The 17,266-nt window shown below is 73.0% G+C and carries 13 protein-coding genes; 5 read left to right on the forward strand and 8 right to left on the reverse strand.

Features of this window, described 5'->3' with window-relative positions:
• Nucleotides 1-220 precede the first annotated feature (220 nt).
• From IE207_RS08830 to IE207_RS33735, 3 genes are all read left to right on the forward strand, one after another.
• Nucleotides 221-1,069, forward strand: a complete 849-nt coding sequence (locus IE207_RS08830; protein WP_190183449.1) for a 3-hydroxyacyl-CoA dehydrogenase family protein — start codon at nt 221-223, stop codon at nt 1,067-1,069.
• Between the two features lie 167 nt (nt 1,070-1,236).
• The gene (locus IE207_RS08835; RefSeq protein WP_190183450.1) at nt 1,237-1,560 is read left to right on the forward strand and encodes an STAS domain-containing protein; all 324 of its coding nucleotides are present in this window, start codon (nt 1,237-1,239) and stop codon (nt 1,558-1,560) included.
• Between the two features lie 194 nt (nt 1,561-1,754).
• Nucleotides 1,755-4,274 carry an ATP-binding protein gene (locus IE207_RS33735; RefSeq protein ID WP_190183451.1) on the forward strand — a complete coding sequence of 840 codons (2,520 nt, stop codon included), beginning with the start codon at nt 1,755-1,757 and terminating at the stop codon, nt 4,272-4,274.
• 16 nt (nt 4,275-4,290) lie between these two features.
• Here IE207_RS33735 and nucS read toward each other — a convergent pair whose 3' ends face one another.
• Nucleotides 4,291-4,962, reverse strand: coding sequence for an endonuclease NucS (gene nucS / locus IE207_RS08845; RefSeq protein WP_190183452.1), 672 nt, complete (start codon nt 4,960-4,962; stop codon nt 4,291-4,293).
• 220 nt (nt 4,963-5,182) lie between these two features.
• Between nucS and IE207_RS08850 the strand changes: the two genes are divergently transcribed.
• A complete protein-coding gene (locus tag IE207_RS08850) occupies nt 5,183-5,575 on the forward strand; it encodes an SCO5389 family protein (RefSeq protein WP_136215131.1) in 393 nt (130 codons plus the stop codon).
• A gap of 89 nt (nt 5,576-5,664) precedes the next feature.
• On the opposite strand, the gene IE207_RS08855 is transcribed toward IE207_RS08850, so the two are convergent.
• Nucleotides 5,665-6,684 (reverse strand): LLM class flavin-dependent oxidoreductase, encoded by a 1,020-nt coding sequence (locus tag IE207_RS08855; protein ID WP_190183453.1) that lies wholly within the window; start codon nt 6,682-6,684, stop codon nt 5,665-5,667.
• Between the two features lie 248 nt (nt 6,685-6,932).
• On the opposite strand from IE207_RS08855, the gene IE207_RS08860 reads away from it, so the two are divergent.
• Nucleotides 6,933-7,286: an Rv1322 family protein gene (locus IE207_RS08860; protein ID WP_190183454.1), complete on the forward strand. Its 354-nt coding sequence runs from the start codon at nt 6,933-6,935 to the stop codon at nt 7,284-7,286.
• A gap of 50 nt (nt 7,287-7,336) precedes the next feature.
• Here IE207_RS08860 and IE207_RS08865 read toward each other — a convergent pair whose 3' ends face one another.
• From IE207_RS08865 to scy, 6 genes are all read right to left on the reverse strand, one after another.
• Nucleotides 7,337-8,203 carry an ABC transporter permease gene (locus IE207_RS08865; RefSeq protein WP_190183455.1) on the reverse strand — a complete coding sequence of 289 codons (867 nt, stop codon included), beginning with the start codon at nt 8,201-8,203 and terminating at the stop codon, nt 7,337-7,339.
• Nucleotides 8,200-9,318: an ABC transporter ATP-binding protein gene (locus tag IE207_RS08870; RefSeq protein WP_190183456.1), complete on the reverse strand. Its 1,119-nt coding sequence runs from the start codon at nt 9,316-9,318 to the stop codon at nt 8,200-8,202. Before IE207_RS08870 ends, IE207_RS08865 begins: the two co-directional genes overlap by 4 nt.
• A gap of 161 nt (nt 9,319-9,479) precedes the next feature.
• Nucleotides 9,480-10,262: an ABC transporter permease gene (locus IE207_RS08875; protein WP_190183457.1), complete on the reverse strand. Its 783-nt coding sequence runs from the start codon at nt 10,260-10,262 to the stop codon at nt 9,480-9,482.
• On the reverse strand, nt 10,259-11,299 hold the full coding sequence (locus IE207_RS08880) for an ABC transporter ATP-binding protein (RefSeq protein ID WP_190183458.1): 1,041 nt from the start codon (nt 11,297-11,299) through the stop codon (nt 10,259-10,261). The genes IE207_RS08875 and IE207_RS08880 overlap by 4 nt, the downstream gene beginning before the upstream one ends.
• A gap of 134 nt (nt 11,300-11,433) precedes the next feature.
• Nucleotides 11,434-12,372, reverse strand: coding sequence for a coiled-coil domain-containing protein (locus IE207_RS08885; RefSeq protein WP_190183459.1), 939 nt, complete (start codon nt 12,370-12,372; stop codon nt 11,434-11,436).
• 194 nt (nt 12,373-12,566) lie between these two features.
• A complete protein-coding gene (gene scy / locus IE207_RS08890) occupies nt 12,567-17,102 on the reverse strand; it encodes a polarized growth protein Scy (protein ID WP_190183460.1) in 4,536 nt (1,511 codons plus the stop codon).
• Between the last annotated feature and the right edge of the window lie 164 nt (nt 17,103-17,266).

Raw genomic sequence — 17,266 nt, forward strand, 5'->3', positions numbered from 1 at the left:
AGCACCCGGTGCGGCCCGGGGAGGGAGGAAGGCGCTTTCCCGGACAAAGGTGCGCAAGGGTCAACTGCGGCCCCCCGCCGCGCTGCTGGGCCGTACCAGTGTGATGTCCGTCATCTGAGACGTGACGCGTGTTACTTCGCGGTCACACCGTCCCTCACGGACGCTAGTCTCCGCCGGAGAGGCTACGAGACTGGGCCGTAGCGAGAACGAGGGGTGTGCAGTGGCTGGGAAGCTCGCCGTCATCGGTGCCGGACTCATGGGTTCCGGGATCGCTCAGGTCTCCGCTCAGGCGGGATGGGACGTCGTCTTGCGCGATGTCACCGATGCCGCGCTGACCCGCGGCACGGACGGGATCAAGGCCTCCTACGACAAGTTCGTCTCCAAGGGCAAGCTGACGGCCGAGGACGCCGAGGCGGCGCTCGCCCGGATCACCACGACCACCGACCTCGACGCGGTCGCGGACGCGGACATCGTGGTCGAGGCCGTCTTCGAGAAGCTCGAGGTCAAGCACGAGATCTTCCGCGCCCTCGACAAGCTGGTGCGCGACGACGCGATCCTGGCGTCCAACACCTCCGCCATCCCGATCACCAAGATCGCCGCGGTGACGGAGCGCCCGGAGCGGGTCGTCGGCGCGCACTTCTTCTCGCCCGTCCCGATGATGCAGCTGTGCGAGCTCGTCCGCGGCTACAAGACCAGCGACGAGACCCTCGCCACGACCCGCGCGTTCGCCGAGTCCGTCGGCAAGACCTGCATCGTCGTCAACCGCGACGTGGCCGGCTTCGTGACGACCCGTCTGATCTCCGCACTGGTCGTCGAGGCCGCCAAGCTCTACGAGTCGGGCGTCGCGACGGCCGAGGACATCGACATCGCCTGCAAGCTCGGCTTCGGGCACGCGATGGGGCCCCTGGCCACCGCCGACCTCACGGGTGTCGACATCCTGCTCCACGCCACCAGCAACATCTACACCGAGTCGCAGGACGAGAAGTTCGCGCCGCCGGAGCTGATGCGCCGGATGGTGGACGCCGGTGACTTCGGTCGCAAGAGCGGGCAGGGCTTCTACAAGCACTGAGCGCCATCGTTCGAACGCCTTCACCCGTTGGTGTGAATGAGAGTATCGGTTCGCTCACAGTCGGCAACTTCCCTGCCCCCGGGGCAGTCAGTTCCAGTGAGAGTTGCCGACCACGGACCAGTCGGACCAAACGTACGCGGCACGTACGCGGGACTGCGGGAGCACATATGCACATCAGGGGCGACCACGCCGAACTCGTTGTCGGGGGCCGCCTCGACGTGCGCAGCGCGGCGGACGCCCGTACGGCCCTCCACACGGCCCTCGACCGCGGCCACGGCGACCTCGTGCTCGACCTCGCCGGGCTCGACTCCTGGGACGCGACCGGACTCGGCGTCATCATGGGCGCCCACCGGCGGGCGGGCCGTTCCGGGCGCCGTCTCGTGCTGCGCGGGGTGCCCGCCCAGATGCAGCGGCTGCTCGTGGCGACCCGGCTCCACCGGATCCTCGCCATCGAGGGCGGACTGGAAGCGGAATCCCTGCCGCGGGTGTGATGCCGGGCGGTTTTTTCCTGCGGAAACGTAACGTTCCGGTGGTGAAGGCCCTCTGACGGTTCCCCGCGCGCCCGGCCACGGTCTAGGCTCCGGGCGGAAACCGGACCAGTAGCGACAGCGGCGAGTGCGTGCGAAGGCCGGGCGGTACGACGGCGGCAGCGGCGCGGCACGCGACGCGATCGGGGGACTTGGTCATGGACCGTACGCAGGGGCAGCCCGGCGCGGACTCGGGACTTCGGGCAGCGGGCGCGGGGTCTTCGGGCACCGGATCTGCGGGCCCGGGGTCCGCCGGACCGGGATCGGGCTCCACCGGGCCCGGGGGAGCGGTTGCCGCCCCCACCGGCGGTGTCACGCGCGTCGTCACACTGACCACGGGGGACTTCACCCTCACCGTCAACCCCGTCGACGGCAGCGAGATAGAACCCCTGCGCCCCGGCACCGGGACGGCCCGCCCCGCCAAGCGCGGCCCGGCCTCCCGCGCCGCCTGGGAGGCCGCCGGACGGCCGCCCGCACTCCCCGGCTCCACCGCCCCCGCCCGCCCCCTGCTCCAGCGCGAGGAGGAGCGGGAGCGGCTCGAACGGCTGCTGGGCCGGGGCCGCTCCGTACGGCTGACCGGACCGGCCGGATCGGGCCGTTCCGCGCTGCTCGACTCCGTTGCCGCCGTGTGCGCGGGCCTCGCCCCCGACGGGGTCGTCCGGCTCAGCGGGTACGGCCGGCAGCAGCCGCAGGAACTGCTGTACGCGCTCCACGCGGCCGTGTACGAGACCACCGGTGAACGTCCCGACCGGACGGAACTCCTCGCACGGGTCCGGGACATCGGTGCGATCGTCCTCGTGGACGACCTGGAGCTCGGTGGGGCCGCCCTCGACGAACTCCTGCGCGCCACCCCCGAGTGCGCCTACCTGCTGGCCGCCACCCCCGACACCACCGCCCCTTCAGAGCACTCGCACCTGGAGGAGGTCTTCCTCGGAGGTCTCGGCCGGGCCGAGTGCGTCCGGCTCCTGGAGGACCTCACCGGACGCCCCCTGACGGAGGAGGAGACGGCCTGGGCGGGGGACCTGCGGTTCGCCTCCGAGGGGCTGCCCCTGCGCTTCGTACAGGCGGCCGCGCTGCTGCGCCGCCGGGACGAGCTGAACCACCGCGACGCGCCGGACGACGAGGACGAGCCCGGCGTCTTCGAGGGCCGGCCGCGCGAAGCCGCCCACGTACCGCTGCCGACCCTGGCCGAGGGCGCCGCGCCCGCGGAGCTGCTGGCCTCACGGGTGAGCGAGTCGGCGCGGGCAGCCCTGCGGATCGCCTGCGCGCTCGGCGGGGAGATGCCGCACCACGCGCACCTGCCGGCGCTGGTCGGGGACACGCACGCCGACGCGGCGGTCGCGGAACTGCTGGACTGCGGACTGCTGACCCCCGTGGGCCCGCGCTACCGGCTGTCCTGCGGGGTCGCGCGGCAGCTGGAGGAGGCCGGGTACGGGGACAGCGCCGACGAGGAGGCCCGTACCGCGGCCCGGCACTACGCCTGGTGGACCGGGCACGCCTCGGTGACGCCCGAGCGGGTCGCGGCCGAGGCGGACGCGGTGCTGGCGGCGCTCGCGGGCGCCGACGTGGTGGCCGCCGTCATGCTGGCCCGGACGGCGGCCCCGGCCCTGGCGGCGTCCTTGCACTGGGAGGCGTGGGAGCGGGCGCTGCGCTCGGGCGCGGAGGCCGCCCGCAAGGCGGGCGAGGTCGCGGAACAGGCCTACTTCCACCACGAACTGGGCGTGCTCGCGCTGTGCGAGGGGCGGCTGGAGCGGTCGCGTGCGGAGCTGGAGGCTTCGATAGGACTGCGGGGCGCGCTCGCGGACAAGCGCGGGACCGTCGCGGGCCGGCGGGCGCTGGCCCTGGTCACGGACCGCGAGGCGGCGGAGGTGGAGGTGTCGCCGCCGCTGCGGCTGGAGGCCCCGGTGGCCGCGGCCGCGCCCCCGGTGGCGGCCGGCCCCGTGATCCACCCCCTCGCCCGCTCCGTGGCTCCGCCCGTACCTCCCGCCGGGCCGGACGCGGTGACCCAGGTGGTGCCCGCGATCCGGCGGCCCGCCGCGCCGACGACGCCGTCGGCCTTCTCGGGGGTGTTCGAGGACGCCTTCCCGCCCATACCGAAGCCCGAGCCGGTCACGGTGCCGGTGCCGGGGGTCGCGCGCGGCGGGGCTCCCGCCCCGGTGCGGCCGTCCGCCGGGGAGCCCGGCTCCCGGCGCAGGACGGCGTTCCTCGCCGCGGCCGGGGCCCTGAGCGTTGCCGTGATCGGGACCGTGGTGGGCCTCGCGGTGTCCGGCTCGGACGCGCGGACGACGCCGACGGACCCGGCGGTGTCCTCGACCCCGGACACCGGCCTGAGCACCGACACCGGCACGGGCGACCCCGCCGCCGCTCCGGAGCCGGGCACCGCCGGACCGACGGCGGACCCGTCCGACCCGGCGGCGCCCCGGCCGGGCGAACCGGCGGCGGAGCCCCTTCCGGGGACCACCCCGGGCCCGCGGACCACGTCGAAGGGCCGGACCCCGACGCACAAGGCCTCACCGCCGGCTCCGGGCACCACGGCACCGGCCACCTCGTCGGCGCCCCCGCCGGCCACCTCCTCCTCGCCGCAGACGACCCCGTCCACGGCTCCCCCGACGGATCCCCCGACCGGGCCGGGCACGAGCGGGTCCGCCTCCGAATCGGCCCCGTCGTCCACGCAGTGAGGACGGGGCCCGCGGATCAGAACAGGCGGAGCTTGTCGTCCTCGATGCCGCGCATCGCGTTGTAGTCCAGCACCACGCAGTCCATGCCGCGGTCCGTCGCCAGTACGCGGGCCTGCGGCTTGATCTCCTGCGCGGCGAAGACACCGCGGACCGGCGCGAGGTGCGGGTCGCGGTTGAGGAGTTCGAGGTAACGGGTGAGCTGTTCCACGCCGTCGATCTCGCCGCGCCGCTTGATCTCCACGGCCACGGTCGCCCCCGAGGCGTCACGGCACAGGATGTCCACCGGGCCGATCGCCGTCATGTACTCGCGGCGGATCAGCGTGTAGCCGTCGCCCAGCGTGTCGATGCGGTCGGCGAGCAGCTCCTGGAGGTGTGCTTCCACGCCGTCCTTGATCAGGCCCGGGTCGACGCCCAGCTCGTGGGAGGAGTCGTGCAGCACTTCCTCCATGGTGATGATGAGCTTTTCGCCCGCCTTGTTGACGACGGTCCAGACGCCTTCCTCGGCGCCGGTCCCCTCCTTGAGGGTGCACGGAGGAGACATCCAGTTGAGCGGTTTGTACGCCCGGTCGTCCGCGTGGATCGAGACACTGCCGTCGGCCTTCACGAGGATCAGACGGGGTGCGGAGGGCAGATGGGCGGTGAGCCGGCCCGCGTAGTCGACGGAGCAGCGGGCAATGACGAGACGCATGGTCGGCAACGCTACTCGACCGATGGGCCTCCACGCGATTCGCCCGTGAAAGCCCCCTTCGCCGATGGCGCGTTGTATGCGCATTCTCCTGGTGCGGCAACCCGGGGGCGCCTACCGTGGTGAGCGGGTGGTTGTCGAGCGTGCACGCTGCGTCGCTGCCGCCTTCCCTGCCCGTAGGACTCCGGACACCCAGACGGCCGGGGTCACGAGAGGAGAACCCATGTCGCTCGACGTCTCACCGGCCCTACTCGAACAGGCCGAGCGAGGCGAGGTCGACGAAGCCGCTTTCGTCGACTGCGTCCGGACCTCCCTGCCTTACGCATGGGAGATGGTCAGCTCGCTGGTGGCCCAGCTGGAGGTTGAGGGCGGAGAGTTCGCCGACAACCAGACGCCGCCGCCGGACGAGCAGGCGCGCGGGCAGTTGCTGCGCGCGCTCGCGAGTGACGCGATACGCGGTGCCCTGCAGCGGCACTTCGGGGTGCGCCTGGCGTTCCAGAACTGCCACCGGGTGGCGGTGTTCCCGCTGGACCCCGCGGTGGATGACCGACTCGCCAAGTTCACCTCGATCCGCGGCCAGCTGCTCAACCAGTCGCCGGAGCTGCGCGACTGCTAGGCCCCGCCGGGGCCTTGGGCCTTGTGACCCTTCCCGTTGCCGCTCCGTTCGCGGGAGGTGCGACCGGTACCGGAGCGGCAGCCCGGGTCTCAGCCGAGGCGGGGCAGGACCTCGGCGCCGAGGCGTCGTACGTTCTCCTCCGTCGCGGCGAGGTCACCGGAGCCTTCGGTGAGCAGGGCGAAGCGGGTGATCCCGGTGCGTTCGGACGTGGCGGCGAGCCGGTCCGCCGCGAACTTCGGGGTGCCGACGGGGTGCAGCGCGCACAGCAGCTCCGTGTACGCGACCGGGTCCCGCATCGCGCGCCGGCGGCCGTCCACCGTCACGTGCGCGTCCAGGCCCTGGCGCAGCCAGCCCGGCATCGCCTTCACCAGCGTCTCCCGGGCGCCCGCCGTGCGGTCGGCGAGCTGGCAGACCCCGGCCGACACGTGGTCGGCCTCCGGCGGGTGCCCGGCCGCCCGGGCGGTGCGCCGCCACAGCGCGACCATGTCCGCCTTCTCCTCGTCCCCGCAGTGCATGCCCAGCAGCATCGGCAGGCCCCGCTCCGCGGCCAGCCGTACCGACGCCGGGGAGGTGCAGGCGACGATCACTTCCGGCCCCTTCCCGTCACCGTCCAGTGCCTCCGACGGACGCGGTACGACGGCCACCTCACGGAAGTCGTACCGCTCGCCGGACGCTCCCACGCGGGCCTCGGTCAGCCACCGTCGCAGCAGGTCCAGGGCCTCCGGGAAGCCGTTCTCGTACGCATCCAGGCCCCCGCGGAACACCTCCAGGTCGACCCAGGGGCCGCCCCGGCCCACCCCGAGCACGAAGCGTCCGCCCGAGGTCAGGTGCAGCAGGGCCGCCTGTTCGCCCACGGTCACCGGGTGCGAGTTCGGCAGCACGCTCACCGCGGTGCCCACGCGCAGCCGCCGGGTCCGCCCGAGCAGCAGGGCGGCCAGGGTCACCGCGGAGGGGCAGACCCCGTACGGCACGAAGTGGTGCTCCGCGAGCCAGACCGCGTCCAGTCCGGCCTCTTCGGCGACCTCCGCGGTCCGCACCGCCCGGTGCAGCGCTTCCCCCGGTCCCTGGCCCGGGAACTGGGCCGCCACCACAAACGCTCCTACGCGCATCGCGCTCAACCTCCTCGCGGCTGACGCGGCCTCCCCAGGTGGACCGGCTCTCCGCCGTTCATGACATCAACGTCTGATGGCAACAACGCCCGACACGTGCCAAAGGCACGGCCCGGCGGCAAAGTTATTGGGATTGTCAGGCCAGTACTCGTGAACGAGCCCCGCCCTTGGACACACTGCGGGTACCCGGGCTCGCTGCGCGTAGTCTGGGGGAAAGTCACTGCCGTCCGCCCATCCGTGAGGTATACGTGTCACCGCGCCACAACCGCCCCAGGGGCGGCGGGAACTCAGCCGACCGTTCGGGTACGGGGTCCGGCTCCGGGTCCGGTGCCGGGGGGATGGACCGGTTCGGTCTGGAGCAGACCGAGGAGTACCTCGGCGAGGAGTGGCGGGTCCGGCACGTGGCGGGCGCGAGCGCGGCGGGCAAGCGCTACCGCTGCCCCGGCTGCGACCAGGAGATCCCCTCCGGCACCCCGCACCTGGTGGCCTGGCCGGAGTACGGGGGCGTGGACGACCGCCGGCACTGGCACAAGGCCTGCTGGAACGCGAAGGACCGCCGCACCTCACGGGTGCAGCGGTCCAGGAACGCGCCGAAGTACTAGGGCCGGGTCTCGGGGCCGGGCTTCGGGGCCGGCTCCCAGGGCCCCCCGCGTCACACGTCCCGGCGGCCGACCACCACGTACGAGGCCGCCATGGCGGCGCCCGTCACCAGTAGCATCAGCGCCATCTGCGTCAGATCGGCGGGCATCGTCTGGGGGGAGCCGGACGGGCTGGTGCCCGACGGCATCCCGAACAGCTGCATCAGCGCGACCGGCGCGTTGTGCTGGAGCACCAGCCGCCCCAGCGGCGCCGAGGCCTCCCAGATGCTGAGCATCGCCCCGGCCACCGGCGGCAGCGTCACCACGCCGATCATGACGGCGATCGCCCCTGCCGAGTGCCGCACCAGCGCCCCGACGGCCAGTGCGAGCAACCCGAGCAGGGTGACGTAGAAGCTCCCCTCGAGCGCCCCGGCCCATTCGCCCGTCGAGTGGCTCCCGGCGCCGGCGCCGTTGTGGGCGATGGCCGCCGCCGTGCCGACCACGAAGACGGAACCGGCGCTGGTGAGGAACGCGACGAGGCCGAACACGAGGTACTTGGCGGTGAGGACCCGGTGCCGGTCGGGCGCGGCGGTGAAGGTGGTGCGCACCAGGCCCGTGCCGTGCTCGGAGGTGATCGTGAGCACGCCGAGCACCATCACCGCGAGCTGCCCGACGAGCATGCCGAAGAGGGCCGGAGTGGTGAACGGGATGTTCGCGTAGTCGCCCGAGGACGTCTGGGCGATGAAGATCATGCCGATGCCGACGACGACCACCACGAGGGAGCCGAGCGTCCACAGGGTGGAGCGGACCGAGACGAGCTTGGTCCACTCCGAGGCCAGGGCATGACCCAGGTGCGGGCGCCGGCTCTCCACCGGCGGGCCGTAGGCCGCCGCGGCGGGGGCGGACGAGTGGGTCGAAGGGTCGGTCTGCGCGCCGGTCATCGGGAGGCCTCGGGGTTGTTCTGGGCGGAGGCGGCGAGCTCGCCGGGCTCGCTGGGCATGAGGAATCCCGAACCGCCCGTGGCGGCGGGCGGCGGGGGTGCGAAGAAGCCCGTCTGCGGGACTTCGGGGGCCGCCGGACCCTCCTCCCACTGCGGCAGGGCCAGCGGATCCGTCTCCCACAGCTGGGCCCGGGGGTCGTCGGTGGAGGTGTACTCGACGGAGGACCGGGTCATCCGCATGTAGGCCTCCTCCAGCGAGGCGCGGTGCGGGGACAGCTCCCACAGCCGCAGGCCGCCCTCGTGGGCCAGATCGGAGATCCGGGGCAGTTCCAGGCCCGTCACCCGCAGGGCGCCGTCCGGCTCCTGGAGGACGCGGGCGCCGTCCTTGCGGAGGATCTCCGCGAACGCGTCCCGGCCATCGGGGCCGGTCCCGGCCACGCGCACCCGAGCGAATCCGGCCGAGTTGTGCGTGATGAACTCCTGGGTGCTCATGTCGGCCAGCAGCCGGCCCCGCCCGATCACTATCAGGTGGTCCGCGGTCACGGCCATCTCGCTCATCAGGTGCGAGGAGACGAAGACGGTACGGCCCTCGGCGGCGAGCCGGCGCATGAGGTTGCGGACCCAGAGGATGCCCTCCGGGTCGAGACCGTTGACGGGTTCGTCGAAGAGCAGCACCTGGGGGTCGCCGAGGAGGGCGGTGGCGATGCCGAGCCGCTGGCCCATGCCGAGGGAGAAGCCCTTCGTGCGCTGCCGGGCGGCGTCCTGGAGGCCGACGACCGCCAGCACCTCGTCCACCCGCTTCTCCGGGATGCCCGAGAGCTGGGCGATGGACAGCAGGTGGGTGCGGGCCCGGCGGCCGCCGTGCATGGCTTTGGCGTCGAGCAGGGCGCCGACGTGCCGCTGCGCGTTCGGCAGCTCCCGGAAGGCGTGCCCGTTGATCGTCACATGACCGGCGGTGGGCCGGTCGAGTCCGAGGATCATGCGCATGGTGGTGGATTTGCCCGACCCGTTGGGTCCGAGGAATCCGGTGACGTGACCAGGCCTGACCTGGAAGGACAGCTGGTCGACGGCGGTCTTGGCGCCGAAGCGCTTGGTCAGGCCGACTGCCTCGATCATGGTTGTGCCCCTCGACAGGCCGGCAGGCCCGGGACGGCTCTCGCCCCTGTAAGGGTTAAGAGGATATCGAGTGGCCTACGGTTCCGTCCCGGGCCGGATCCCTGAGCTGCCCCTGAGACCGACCCGGGCTTTCCCCGGAGGACGTCCGTAGCGCTGGAGGGTCAGGCGTCCCTGTTCTTGAGGACGAAGTAGCCCCCGAGCACCGCGGCGGCCACCCACAGCAGCATGATGGCGAGGCCGCCCCAGGGGCCGTAGGGCGTCTCGCCGCGGCCCATGGCGTCCGGCACGATCTGCATGATCTTGGATCCCGCCTTGTCGGGCAGGTACTGGCCGTACTTCCTGGTCACTTCGAAGCCGCTGAGCAGGTTCGAGACGATCAGGAAGAACGGGATGAGGATGCTGATCGAGGCGACCGAGCTGCGCAGCATGGTGGCCACCCCCATCGAGAACAGGGCGAGGAGCGCCATGTACACGCCGGCGCCGATCACCGCCCGCAGGACGTTCTCCTCCCCGATGCCGATGCCGTGCTCGCCCAGGATCGCCTGGCCGACGAAGAACGCCACGAAGCTGGTCGTCAGCCCGACCAGCAGGGCCAGTGCCGTGGCGACGGTGAGCTTGCCCAGCAGGAAGCTCCCGCGGCCCGGTACGGCGGCCAGGGAGGCGCGGATCATGCCGGTGCTGTATTCGGTGCTGACCACCAGCACTCCGAAGACGATCATCGCCAGCTGGCCGAACTGCATCCCGCTGAAGCTCATCAGGGTCGGATCGAACGTGGCCCGTTCGATCTCGGGCATGCTGTCGAAGGCCGAGCTGATCAGCGCGCAGAACCCGGCGCCGAAGCCGACGGTGGCGATGAGGGCGATGGCGAGGGTCCACACCGTGGAGGAGACCGTACGGATCTTCGTCCACTCGGAGTTGAGGACGGCGGGGAGGGCCACGGTCACTCACCGCCCTTGCGGGTCGCGTCGAAACCGGCGCCCCACGCGGGGACGTCGGCCGGCCGGGCCGGGTTGTCGCCGGCCATGCCGGGAGCGGGAGCGGGAGCGGGAGCGGCAGGGGCGCCGGGGAGCCCCGGCGCGTGGGCGTGGTACTCGACGGAGTCCGCCGTCATACGCATGAACGCTTCTTCCAGTGAAGCCCGTTGGGGGCTGAGTTCGTGGAGCACGATCTGGTGCTGGGCGGCCAGTTCGCCGAGCCGCTCCGGTCCCACGCCGTCGATTTCCAGCGTGCCGGTGGCCGGAACGCTGACGGCGTTGATGCCGGCCTCGTGCAGGACGTCCTTGAGCCGCTCCTGCTGCGGTGAGCGCAGACGTACGTAGCTGCGCGAGTTCTGATGGATGAAATCGGCCATCGGCAAGTCGGCGAGGAGTCTGCCCTGTCCGATCACGATCAAATGGTCTGCCGTCAGCGCCATTTCACTCATCAAGTGCGAGGAAACGAAGATCGTCCTTCCTTCCGACGCCAGCCTCTTCATCAGATTGCGGATCCAGTGAATTCCCTCCGGGTCCAGACCATTGACGGGTTCGTCGAACATCAGGATCTCCGGATCGCCGAGCAGGGCGGAGGCGATTCCCAGCCGCTGCCCCATGCCGAGCGAAAATCCTTTCGACTTCTTCCTCGCCACCGGTGTCAGCCCGACGAGATCCAGTACCTCCGCCACCCGGCGTTCGGGGATCCGGTTGGACTGGGCGAGGCAGAGCAGGTTGTTGTAGGCGCTGCGTCCGCCGTGCATGGACTTCGCATCCAGCAGCGCCCCGATGTGCTTCAGCGGTTCCGGCAGGTCCCGGTAGTGCTTGCCGTCGATCCTGACCGTGCCACTGGTCGGGTTGTCGAGGTCGAGCATCATGCGCATGGTCGTGGACTTGCCCGCCCCGTTGGGGCCGAGGAAGCCCGTCACCACCCCCGGTCTGACCTGGAAGCTGAGGTTGTCCACGGCGGTCTTGGCGCCGAATCGTTTGGTAAGGCCCTCAAGCTCGATCATGCGGCCACGCTAGAACGCCCGAGGGCCCTACGCCACCTCGAAAGGTGACACAGGGCCCTCGTTGGGCAAGTGCTGCGAGCCGCGGTCCTACCGGCGAGTATCGGGGGTGTACGCGCCGGACGCCGTAACGGGGCTCAGCGGGTCTGCTGCGCCGGGACGCCGCGGGTGACCGGCTCGTCGTCGATCGGGGAGCCGGCGGCGGCCACGGCGGCACCGGTCAGCGTCGCCAGCATCTCGCGGACGTTGGTCAGCTGGGCGTTGATGGAGTCGCGGCGGTTGGTGAGCGCCGCCAGCTCGCGCTCGGACTCGCTGCGGATCCGGTCGGCCTTGGCGTTGGCGTCGGCCACGATGTCCTCGGCCTGGCGCTGCGCGGTCTCCACGGTCTGGCGGGCGCGGCGCTCGGCGTCGGTACGGAGCTTCTCGGCCTCCAGGCGCAGCTGCTCCGCGCGGTGCTCGATCTCCGCGAGCCGCTTCTCGGCCTTGGCCTGACGGGAGGCCAGGTCCCGCTCGGACTGCTCCCGGCGCTTGGCGAGGTTGGTCTCGAAGTCGGCGGCGGCCTGGGCGGCCTTGGCGCGCGTCTCCTCGAAGAGCGCGTCGGCCTCCTCGCGCTTGGAGGCGGCGTCCTTCTGGGCCTCGGCGCGCAGGGTCGACGCGTCGCCCTTGGCCTTCTCGACGATGCGGACGCCCTCGTCCTCCGCCTTCGTCTTGCGGTCGGCGGCGAACGACTCGGCGTCGTTGCGCACCTGCTGGGCGGCCGACTCCGCCAGCTCACGGTGCTGCTCGGCCGCGCGACGGGCCTCCTCGCGCAGGTCCTTCGCCTCCTCCTCGGCCAGGCGCAGGATCTTCTCGACCCGGGCGCCGAGACCGGCGTACGACGGCTCGGCGTCGCTCACCTGGGCCTGGGCGTTCTGCGTTTCGAGGTGCAGCTCCTCGATCCGCTTTTCCAGAGAGTTGATACGTCCAAGTGCGCTGTCGCGGTCGGAGACCAGCTTGGTGATGCGGTCGTCCACCTGACCGCGGTCGTAACCACGCCGCACGAGCTCGAAGCCGAAGGGGGAGGAAGTGTCGCTCATGGGGTTCCTGTCGAATGAGACCGATGAGGTGCTACGTGAGGTGTTGGGGGAATCCTAGGCGCCCGAGCGGCGTGTCATCGAGTCAATCCACGTTTGATCCGGACAATGACACCCCTTTTGAGTGGCAAGGCGACAGAATGCTTGTCACTCGTTCGGATGAACCTTCATCAGGTGCACACATTCCCTCATACTGACTAGCCCTCTGACGACTTACCACCCGAACGAGTGGAACCCGCTGCCGCTCCGGCCTTCACGCCCCCCGCGCCCTGACCGCCGACCACCGGCTTTCCGCCGCCCGAAGGCGCCTCGAATGATTCCAACGCCTCAAGAACGTCCTGGACACGGGAGATCTCCGCCTGAATGTCCTCCCGCCTGCGCACGAGGACCTCCAGCTCACGGCGGCCCTCCTCGACCAGCTGCTCCGCCTCGGCCTTCGCCTCCGCGAGCGCCTGCTCCGCCTGACGCGCCAGGTCGGCCTTCTTCTGCTCGGCCTCCTTGAGCAGCGCCTCCGCCTTGCGGACGGCGGCGATGCGGACCTTGCTCGCCTCACTGCTCGCGTCGGACAGCATCTCCTTGGCCTTCGCCTCGGCCTCGACGCTCTGCTCCGTCGCCGCGCGCACCAGCTTGTCCACGCGCTCGCCCGCCGACTTCATCTGCTCGGCCGACTCCCGGCGGGCCCGCTCGTGCAGCTCCTCCACCTCGGACTCCACGCGGGCGCGCAGTTCCTCCGCCCGCTCCCTTATGGCGGCGGCGTCCGTACGCGCCCCGACGAGCAGCTCGTCCGCGTCCGTACGGGCCTTCTCCACGGTGGAGTTGCCCTCGACGGTCGCCTCCGAAGTGATCCGCGCCGCCTCCTTGCGGGCCGCGTCGACCATCGCGTCGGCCTGCTCCTCGGCAGCCGTGGTCGCCGCCAGGGCCTGCTGCCGCGCGTCGGCGGTGAGCTTGTCGGCTTCCGCCGCGGCCTCGGTGATGAGCCGGTCCACCTGCTCCGCGGCCTCGGTGCGGCGCCTGCCCGCCTCCTCGCGGGCCTCGTCGAGCATGCGTTCCGACTCCGCACGGGCCTCGGTGCGCATGCGCTCCGCCTCGGCCGCCGCCTGCGCCTTGACGCGCTCGGCCTCCGACCGGGTGCGGGCCGCGTGCTCCTGCGCCGAGGACAGCGCCTCCGTGGCCTCGGCCCGCAGCCGCTCCGCCTCGTTCCGGGCTTCGCCGACCGTACGCTCGTTGTCCTTGCGGGTCTGCTCGGTGAGCTTGTCGGCTTCCGCCGCGGCCTCGGTGATGAGCCGGTCCACCTGCTCCGCGGCCTCGGTGCGGCGCCTGCCCGCCTCCTCGCGGGCCTCGTCCAGGATCCGCTCGGACTCCCGCTCGGCGCTCGCCAGCGTCTCCGCCGCCGCGGCCGTGACCCGCTCGGCCTCCGCGGTGGCCTCGCCGATGACCCGGCCGCCCTCCGCGCGCGCCTCCTCCAGCGTCCGCGCCGCCTCCGTGCGCAGCCGCTCGGCCTCCGCCGCGGCCTCGCCGACCGTCGCCTCGTTGGCCGCGCGGGTCTCCTCGACCAGCCGGTCGCCCTCGGTGCGGGCATCGATCAGGACGCGTGCCGCGTCCCGTTCGGCCGCGGCCAGGGTGTCCGCGGCCTGCGCGGTGAGCCGCTCGGCCTTCGCCGTCGCCGCGGCCAAGGTGGCCTCGCTCGCCGTGCGCGTCTCCTCGGTGAGCCGCTCCGCCTCGGAGATCGCCTCCGTGACCAGCCGGTCCGCCTGCTCCGCGGCCTCGGTACGCAGCCGGCCGGCCTCCACCCGGGCCTCGTCCAGCGTGTCCGCCGCCTCGGCGCGGGTCGCCTCCGCCGCCGCCTCGGCGTCGGCGCGGAGCCGCTCCGCCTCCGCGGTGGCTTCCGTGACCGTCGCCGCGTTGGCCGCGAGGGTCTCCTCGGTGAGCCGCTCGGCCTCCTCCGTCGCCTCCGCGACGATCCGGGCGCCCTCGGCGCGCGAGGACTCCAGGGACTCCGCCGCCTCGCCGCGGATCCGGTTCGCGTCCTCCCGGGCGTCCGCCCGGGTACGGGCCGCGTCGCGTTCGGAGGCGGCCAGCGCGTCCGTCGCCTCCGTACGCACCCGCTGCGCGTACTCGGCGGTGTCCGCGCGCAACTGCTCGGCCTCGGCGATGGCTTCGCCGACCGTGCGCTCCGCCAGCGCCTTCGCCGCGTCCGTCTCCTGCCGGGCTTCGCTGCGGATGCGGGCGGCGTCCTCGGCGGCCCGCTCCCGCTCCGCGTGCGCGTCGGCGCGGACCCGGCCGGCCTCGGCCTCCGACTCCGTCCTGGTGCGCTCCGCCGCGTGCTCGGCCGCGCTGCGCAGCCCGGCGATCTCCTCCTCGGCCTGCTCGTGCAGTCCGGCCACGGCGTCGCGGACCTGCTGGGCGGTGGCCTCCGCCGCCGCCACCAGCTCCGACGCGCGCCGCTCCGCCTCGTCGGTGAGCCGGGCCGCCTCGGCCTGAGCCTCCTCCGAGCGCTTGCGGGCCTGCGCCAGCAGCTCCTCGCTCTGCTCACGGGCCTGGGCCCGCTCGTTGTCGGCGTCCGTACGGGCCGAAGCGAGGGTCTCCTCGGCCTCCCGGCGGCGCCGGGCGGCTTCCTCCGCGGCGGCGGACAGCGCCTCCGCGGCCTCCGCGGAGACCCGCTCGGCGGCGGCCTTCGCCTCCGCGCGCAGCCGGTCCGCGGTCTCCTGCGCCTCGGAACGCACCCGCTCCGCCTCGGCCTCGGCGTCACCGCGCAGCCGTACCGCGACCTGCTCGGCCTCCGCCCGGACCCGGCCGGCGTCCTGCGCCGCCTCCGTGCGCAGCTGCTCGGCCTCGGCCTGCGACTGCGTCTGGAGCGTGCGGATCCGCTCCGCCGACTCGGAGCGCAGCCGGTCGGTCTCCTCGGCGGTCTCCCGGCGGATGTTCTCCGCCGCCGTGCGGGCGTCGCGCAGCGTCACCTCGGCCGTGGACAGCCGGCTCTCGGCGTCCGTGTGCAGCCGGACCAGTTCCTCGTCGGCCTCCGCCCGCTTGGCGGCGATGGCCTGTTCGGTCTCCTCGCGCCGGGCGGCGGCCGCGGCCTCCGCCTCGGCGCGTACGGCCTCGGCCTGCTCCTCGGCCTCGGCGCGCAGCCGTTCGGCCTCGGCGCGGGTCCGCTCCAGGGTCTCCTCGGCCTGCCTGCGCAGGGTGGTGGCCCGCTCCACGGCCTCCGCGCGGACCCGCTCGCTCTCGGCGGCGGCCCCGCCGCGCAGTTCGTCGGCGTCGGCCTTGGCCTTGCCCAGCAGCCCCTCCGCGGTGCGGGCCGCCTCCTCGATCTGCTGGACCGCCTCGCGGCGTGCCTCGCCGCGGATCCGCTCGCCCTCGGCGACGGCCTCCGCGCGCAGCTGCTCGGCCTCGCCGCGCAGCCGGCGGGCCTCCTCCTGGAGTTCGACCGTACGGGCCCGGTACTCCTCGGTGTCGTCCTTCGCGGCGCCCTTGAGCTCATCGGCCGTGGCCGCGGCCTGGGCACGCAGCCGCTCGGCCTCGGCCTCGGCCTCGCGGCGGATCCGCTCGGCCTCCTCGGACGCGGCGCGGGTGGTGGCCTGGGCGTCCTGCGAAGCCTTGTTCAGTACGTCCTCGGCGGTGCGGGCCGCCTTCGCCAGCTGCGCCGCCATCTCCTCGGAGGCGGCCGTACGGGCCTGCGCGCCGGCCTCGGTGCGCAGCCGCTCCGCCTCCGCGCGGGCGTCGGCCAGCGCCTGCTCGGCCTCGGCCTTGAGGGCCTCGGCCTCCTTGGACGCCTCGCCGACCAGCCGGGCGACCTGCTCCTTGGCGGTGCGGGTGCGCTGCTCGTTGACCGACTCCGCCGAGGCGAGCTGGCGGGCCGCGCTCTCCTTGGCCTCCGCGAGCACCTTCTCGGCCTCGGCGCGCGCGGTGCGCAGCGCGTTGTCGGCCTCCTGGACCCGGGACTCGGCGACCCGGCCCAGGTCGAGGGTCTGCTGCCGGGTCTGCTCGGCCTCGGCGGTGGTGCTCGTGCGCAGCCGCTCCGCGTGCTCGGTGGCCTCCTGCGCCTGCGCGGAAGCGGCGGCGAGCAGCCGCTCGGCCTCCTTGCGGGCGCGCAGCAGCGTCGCCTCGGCCTCGGCTCGGGTGGCCTCGGCCTCGGAGGCGAGCCGGCGGGTGGCCTCGGCGGCGTGCCGGGCGGCCTCGGCGCGCGCCGCGTTCAGGGTCTGTTCGGCCTCGGCGCGGGACTCGTCCATGAGCCGGCGGGCCTGGGACTCCGTGCGCGCGCGCAGCTGTTCGGCCCAGGCGACGTTCTCGTTGACGTGCGCCTCGACCGTCTGGCGGCGCTCGTTGAGTTCCTGGTCCAGCCGCTGGCGCCGGTTGACGGCCTCGGCGTGCAGCTCGGCCTGCAGACGCGCCTGGTGCTCGGCGTGTTCCTGCAGGATGCGCTGGGTCTGCGCCCGGGCGTCGCGCAGTTCGCGCTCGGCGTCCGAGCGCATCTGGTCGGCCTGGATCTGGGCATTGCGGAGCAGCTGCTCCGCCTGGTAGCCCATGTCCGCACCGTCGTAGGCGGGGCGGGACGCGAGATTGCGGCGTACCTCATGGAGCTTGGCGCGCAGCACCTCGACCTGGTATCCCAGGTCTTCGGCGTGCTGGACGGCCTTCCCGCGCTCCTTCTTCAGCCGCTCCATCTCGGCCTCGAAGCGCGAGAGGTGGTCGGCCTCGGCCTGATGGCTCTCCTGGCTTTCGTAGCCCCGCACAGCGCGGTCCCATCCGTCCCCTGGTCGCAAGCTCACTCCCAATTGAGCATCGCTCGCCCGCTGAACGACGCCCCCGGGGAATGGTGTCAGATACCGGGGCAGGGGTCACAGGCCCCGACCCCGTCTCCGCACCGAACCCCGGCCGAGCCATGGCCACTCTACCG

Origin of the sequence: Streptomyces cirratus, from assembly GCF_014650775.1 — a bacterium.
GTDB lineage: Bacteria > Actinomycetota > Actinomycetes > Streptomycetales > Streptomycetaceae > Streptomyces > Streptomyces cirratus.

Excerpts from the sequence above, each read along its gene's own strand:
- IE207_RS08885 (WP_190183459.1), bottom strand. The coding sequence starts at position 12,372 with ATGAGCGACACTTCCTCCCCCTTCGGCTTCGAGCTCGTGCGGCGTGGT.
- IE207_RS08880 (WP_190183458.1), bottom strand. The coding sequence starts at position 11,299 with ATGATCGAGCTTGAGGGCCTTACCAAACGATTCGGCGCCAAGACCGCC.
- IE207_RS08870 (WP_190183456.1), bottom strand. The coding sequence starts at position 9,318 with ATGATCGAGGCAGTCGGCCTGACCAAGCGCTTCGGCGCCAAGACCGCC.
- IE207_RS08835 (WP_190183450.1), top strand. The coding sequence starts at position 1,237 with ATGCACATCAGGGGCGACCACGCCGAACTCGTTGTCGGGGGCCGCCTC.
- IE207_RS08865 (WP_190183455.1), bottom strand. The coding sequence starts at position 8,203 with ATGACCGGCGCGCAGACCGACCCTTCGACCCACTCGTCCGCCCCCGCC.
- IE207_RS08855 (WP_190183453.1), bottom strand. The coding sequence starts at position 6,684 with ATGCGCGTAGGAGCGTTTGTGGTGGCGGCCCAGTTCCCGGGCCAGGGA.
- IE207_RS33735 (WP_190183451.1), top strand. The coding sequence starts at position 1,755 with ATGGACCGTACGCAGGGGCAGCCCGGCGCGGACTCGGGACTTCGGGCA.
- IE207_RS08850 (WP_136215131.1), top strand. The coding sequence starts at position 5,183 with ATGTCGCTCGACGTCTCACCGGCCCTACTCGAACAGGCCGAGCGAGGC.
- nucS (WP_190183452.1), bottom strand. The coding sequence starts at position 4,962 with ATGCGTCTCGTCATTGCCCGCTGCTCCGTCGACTACGCGGGCCGGCTC.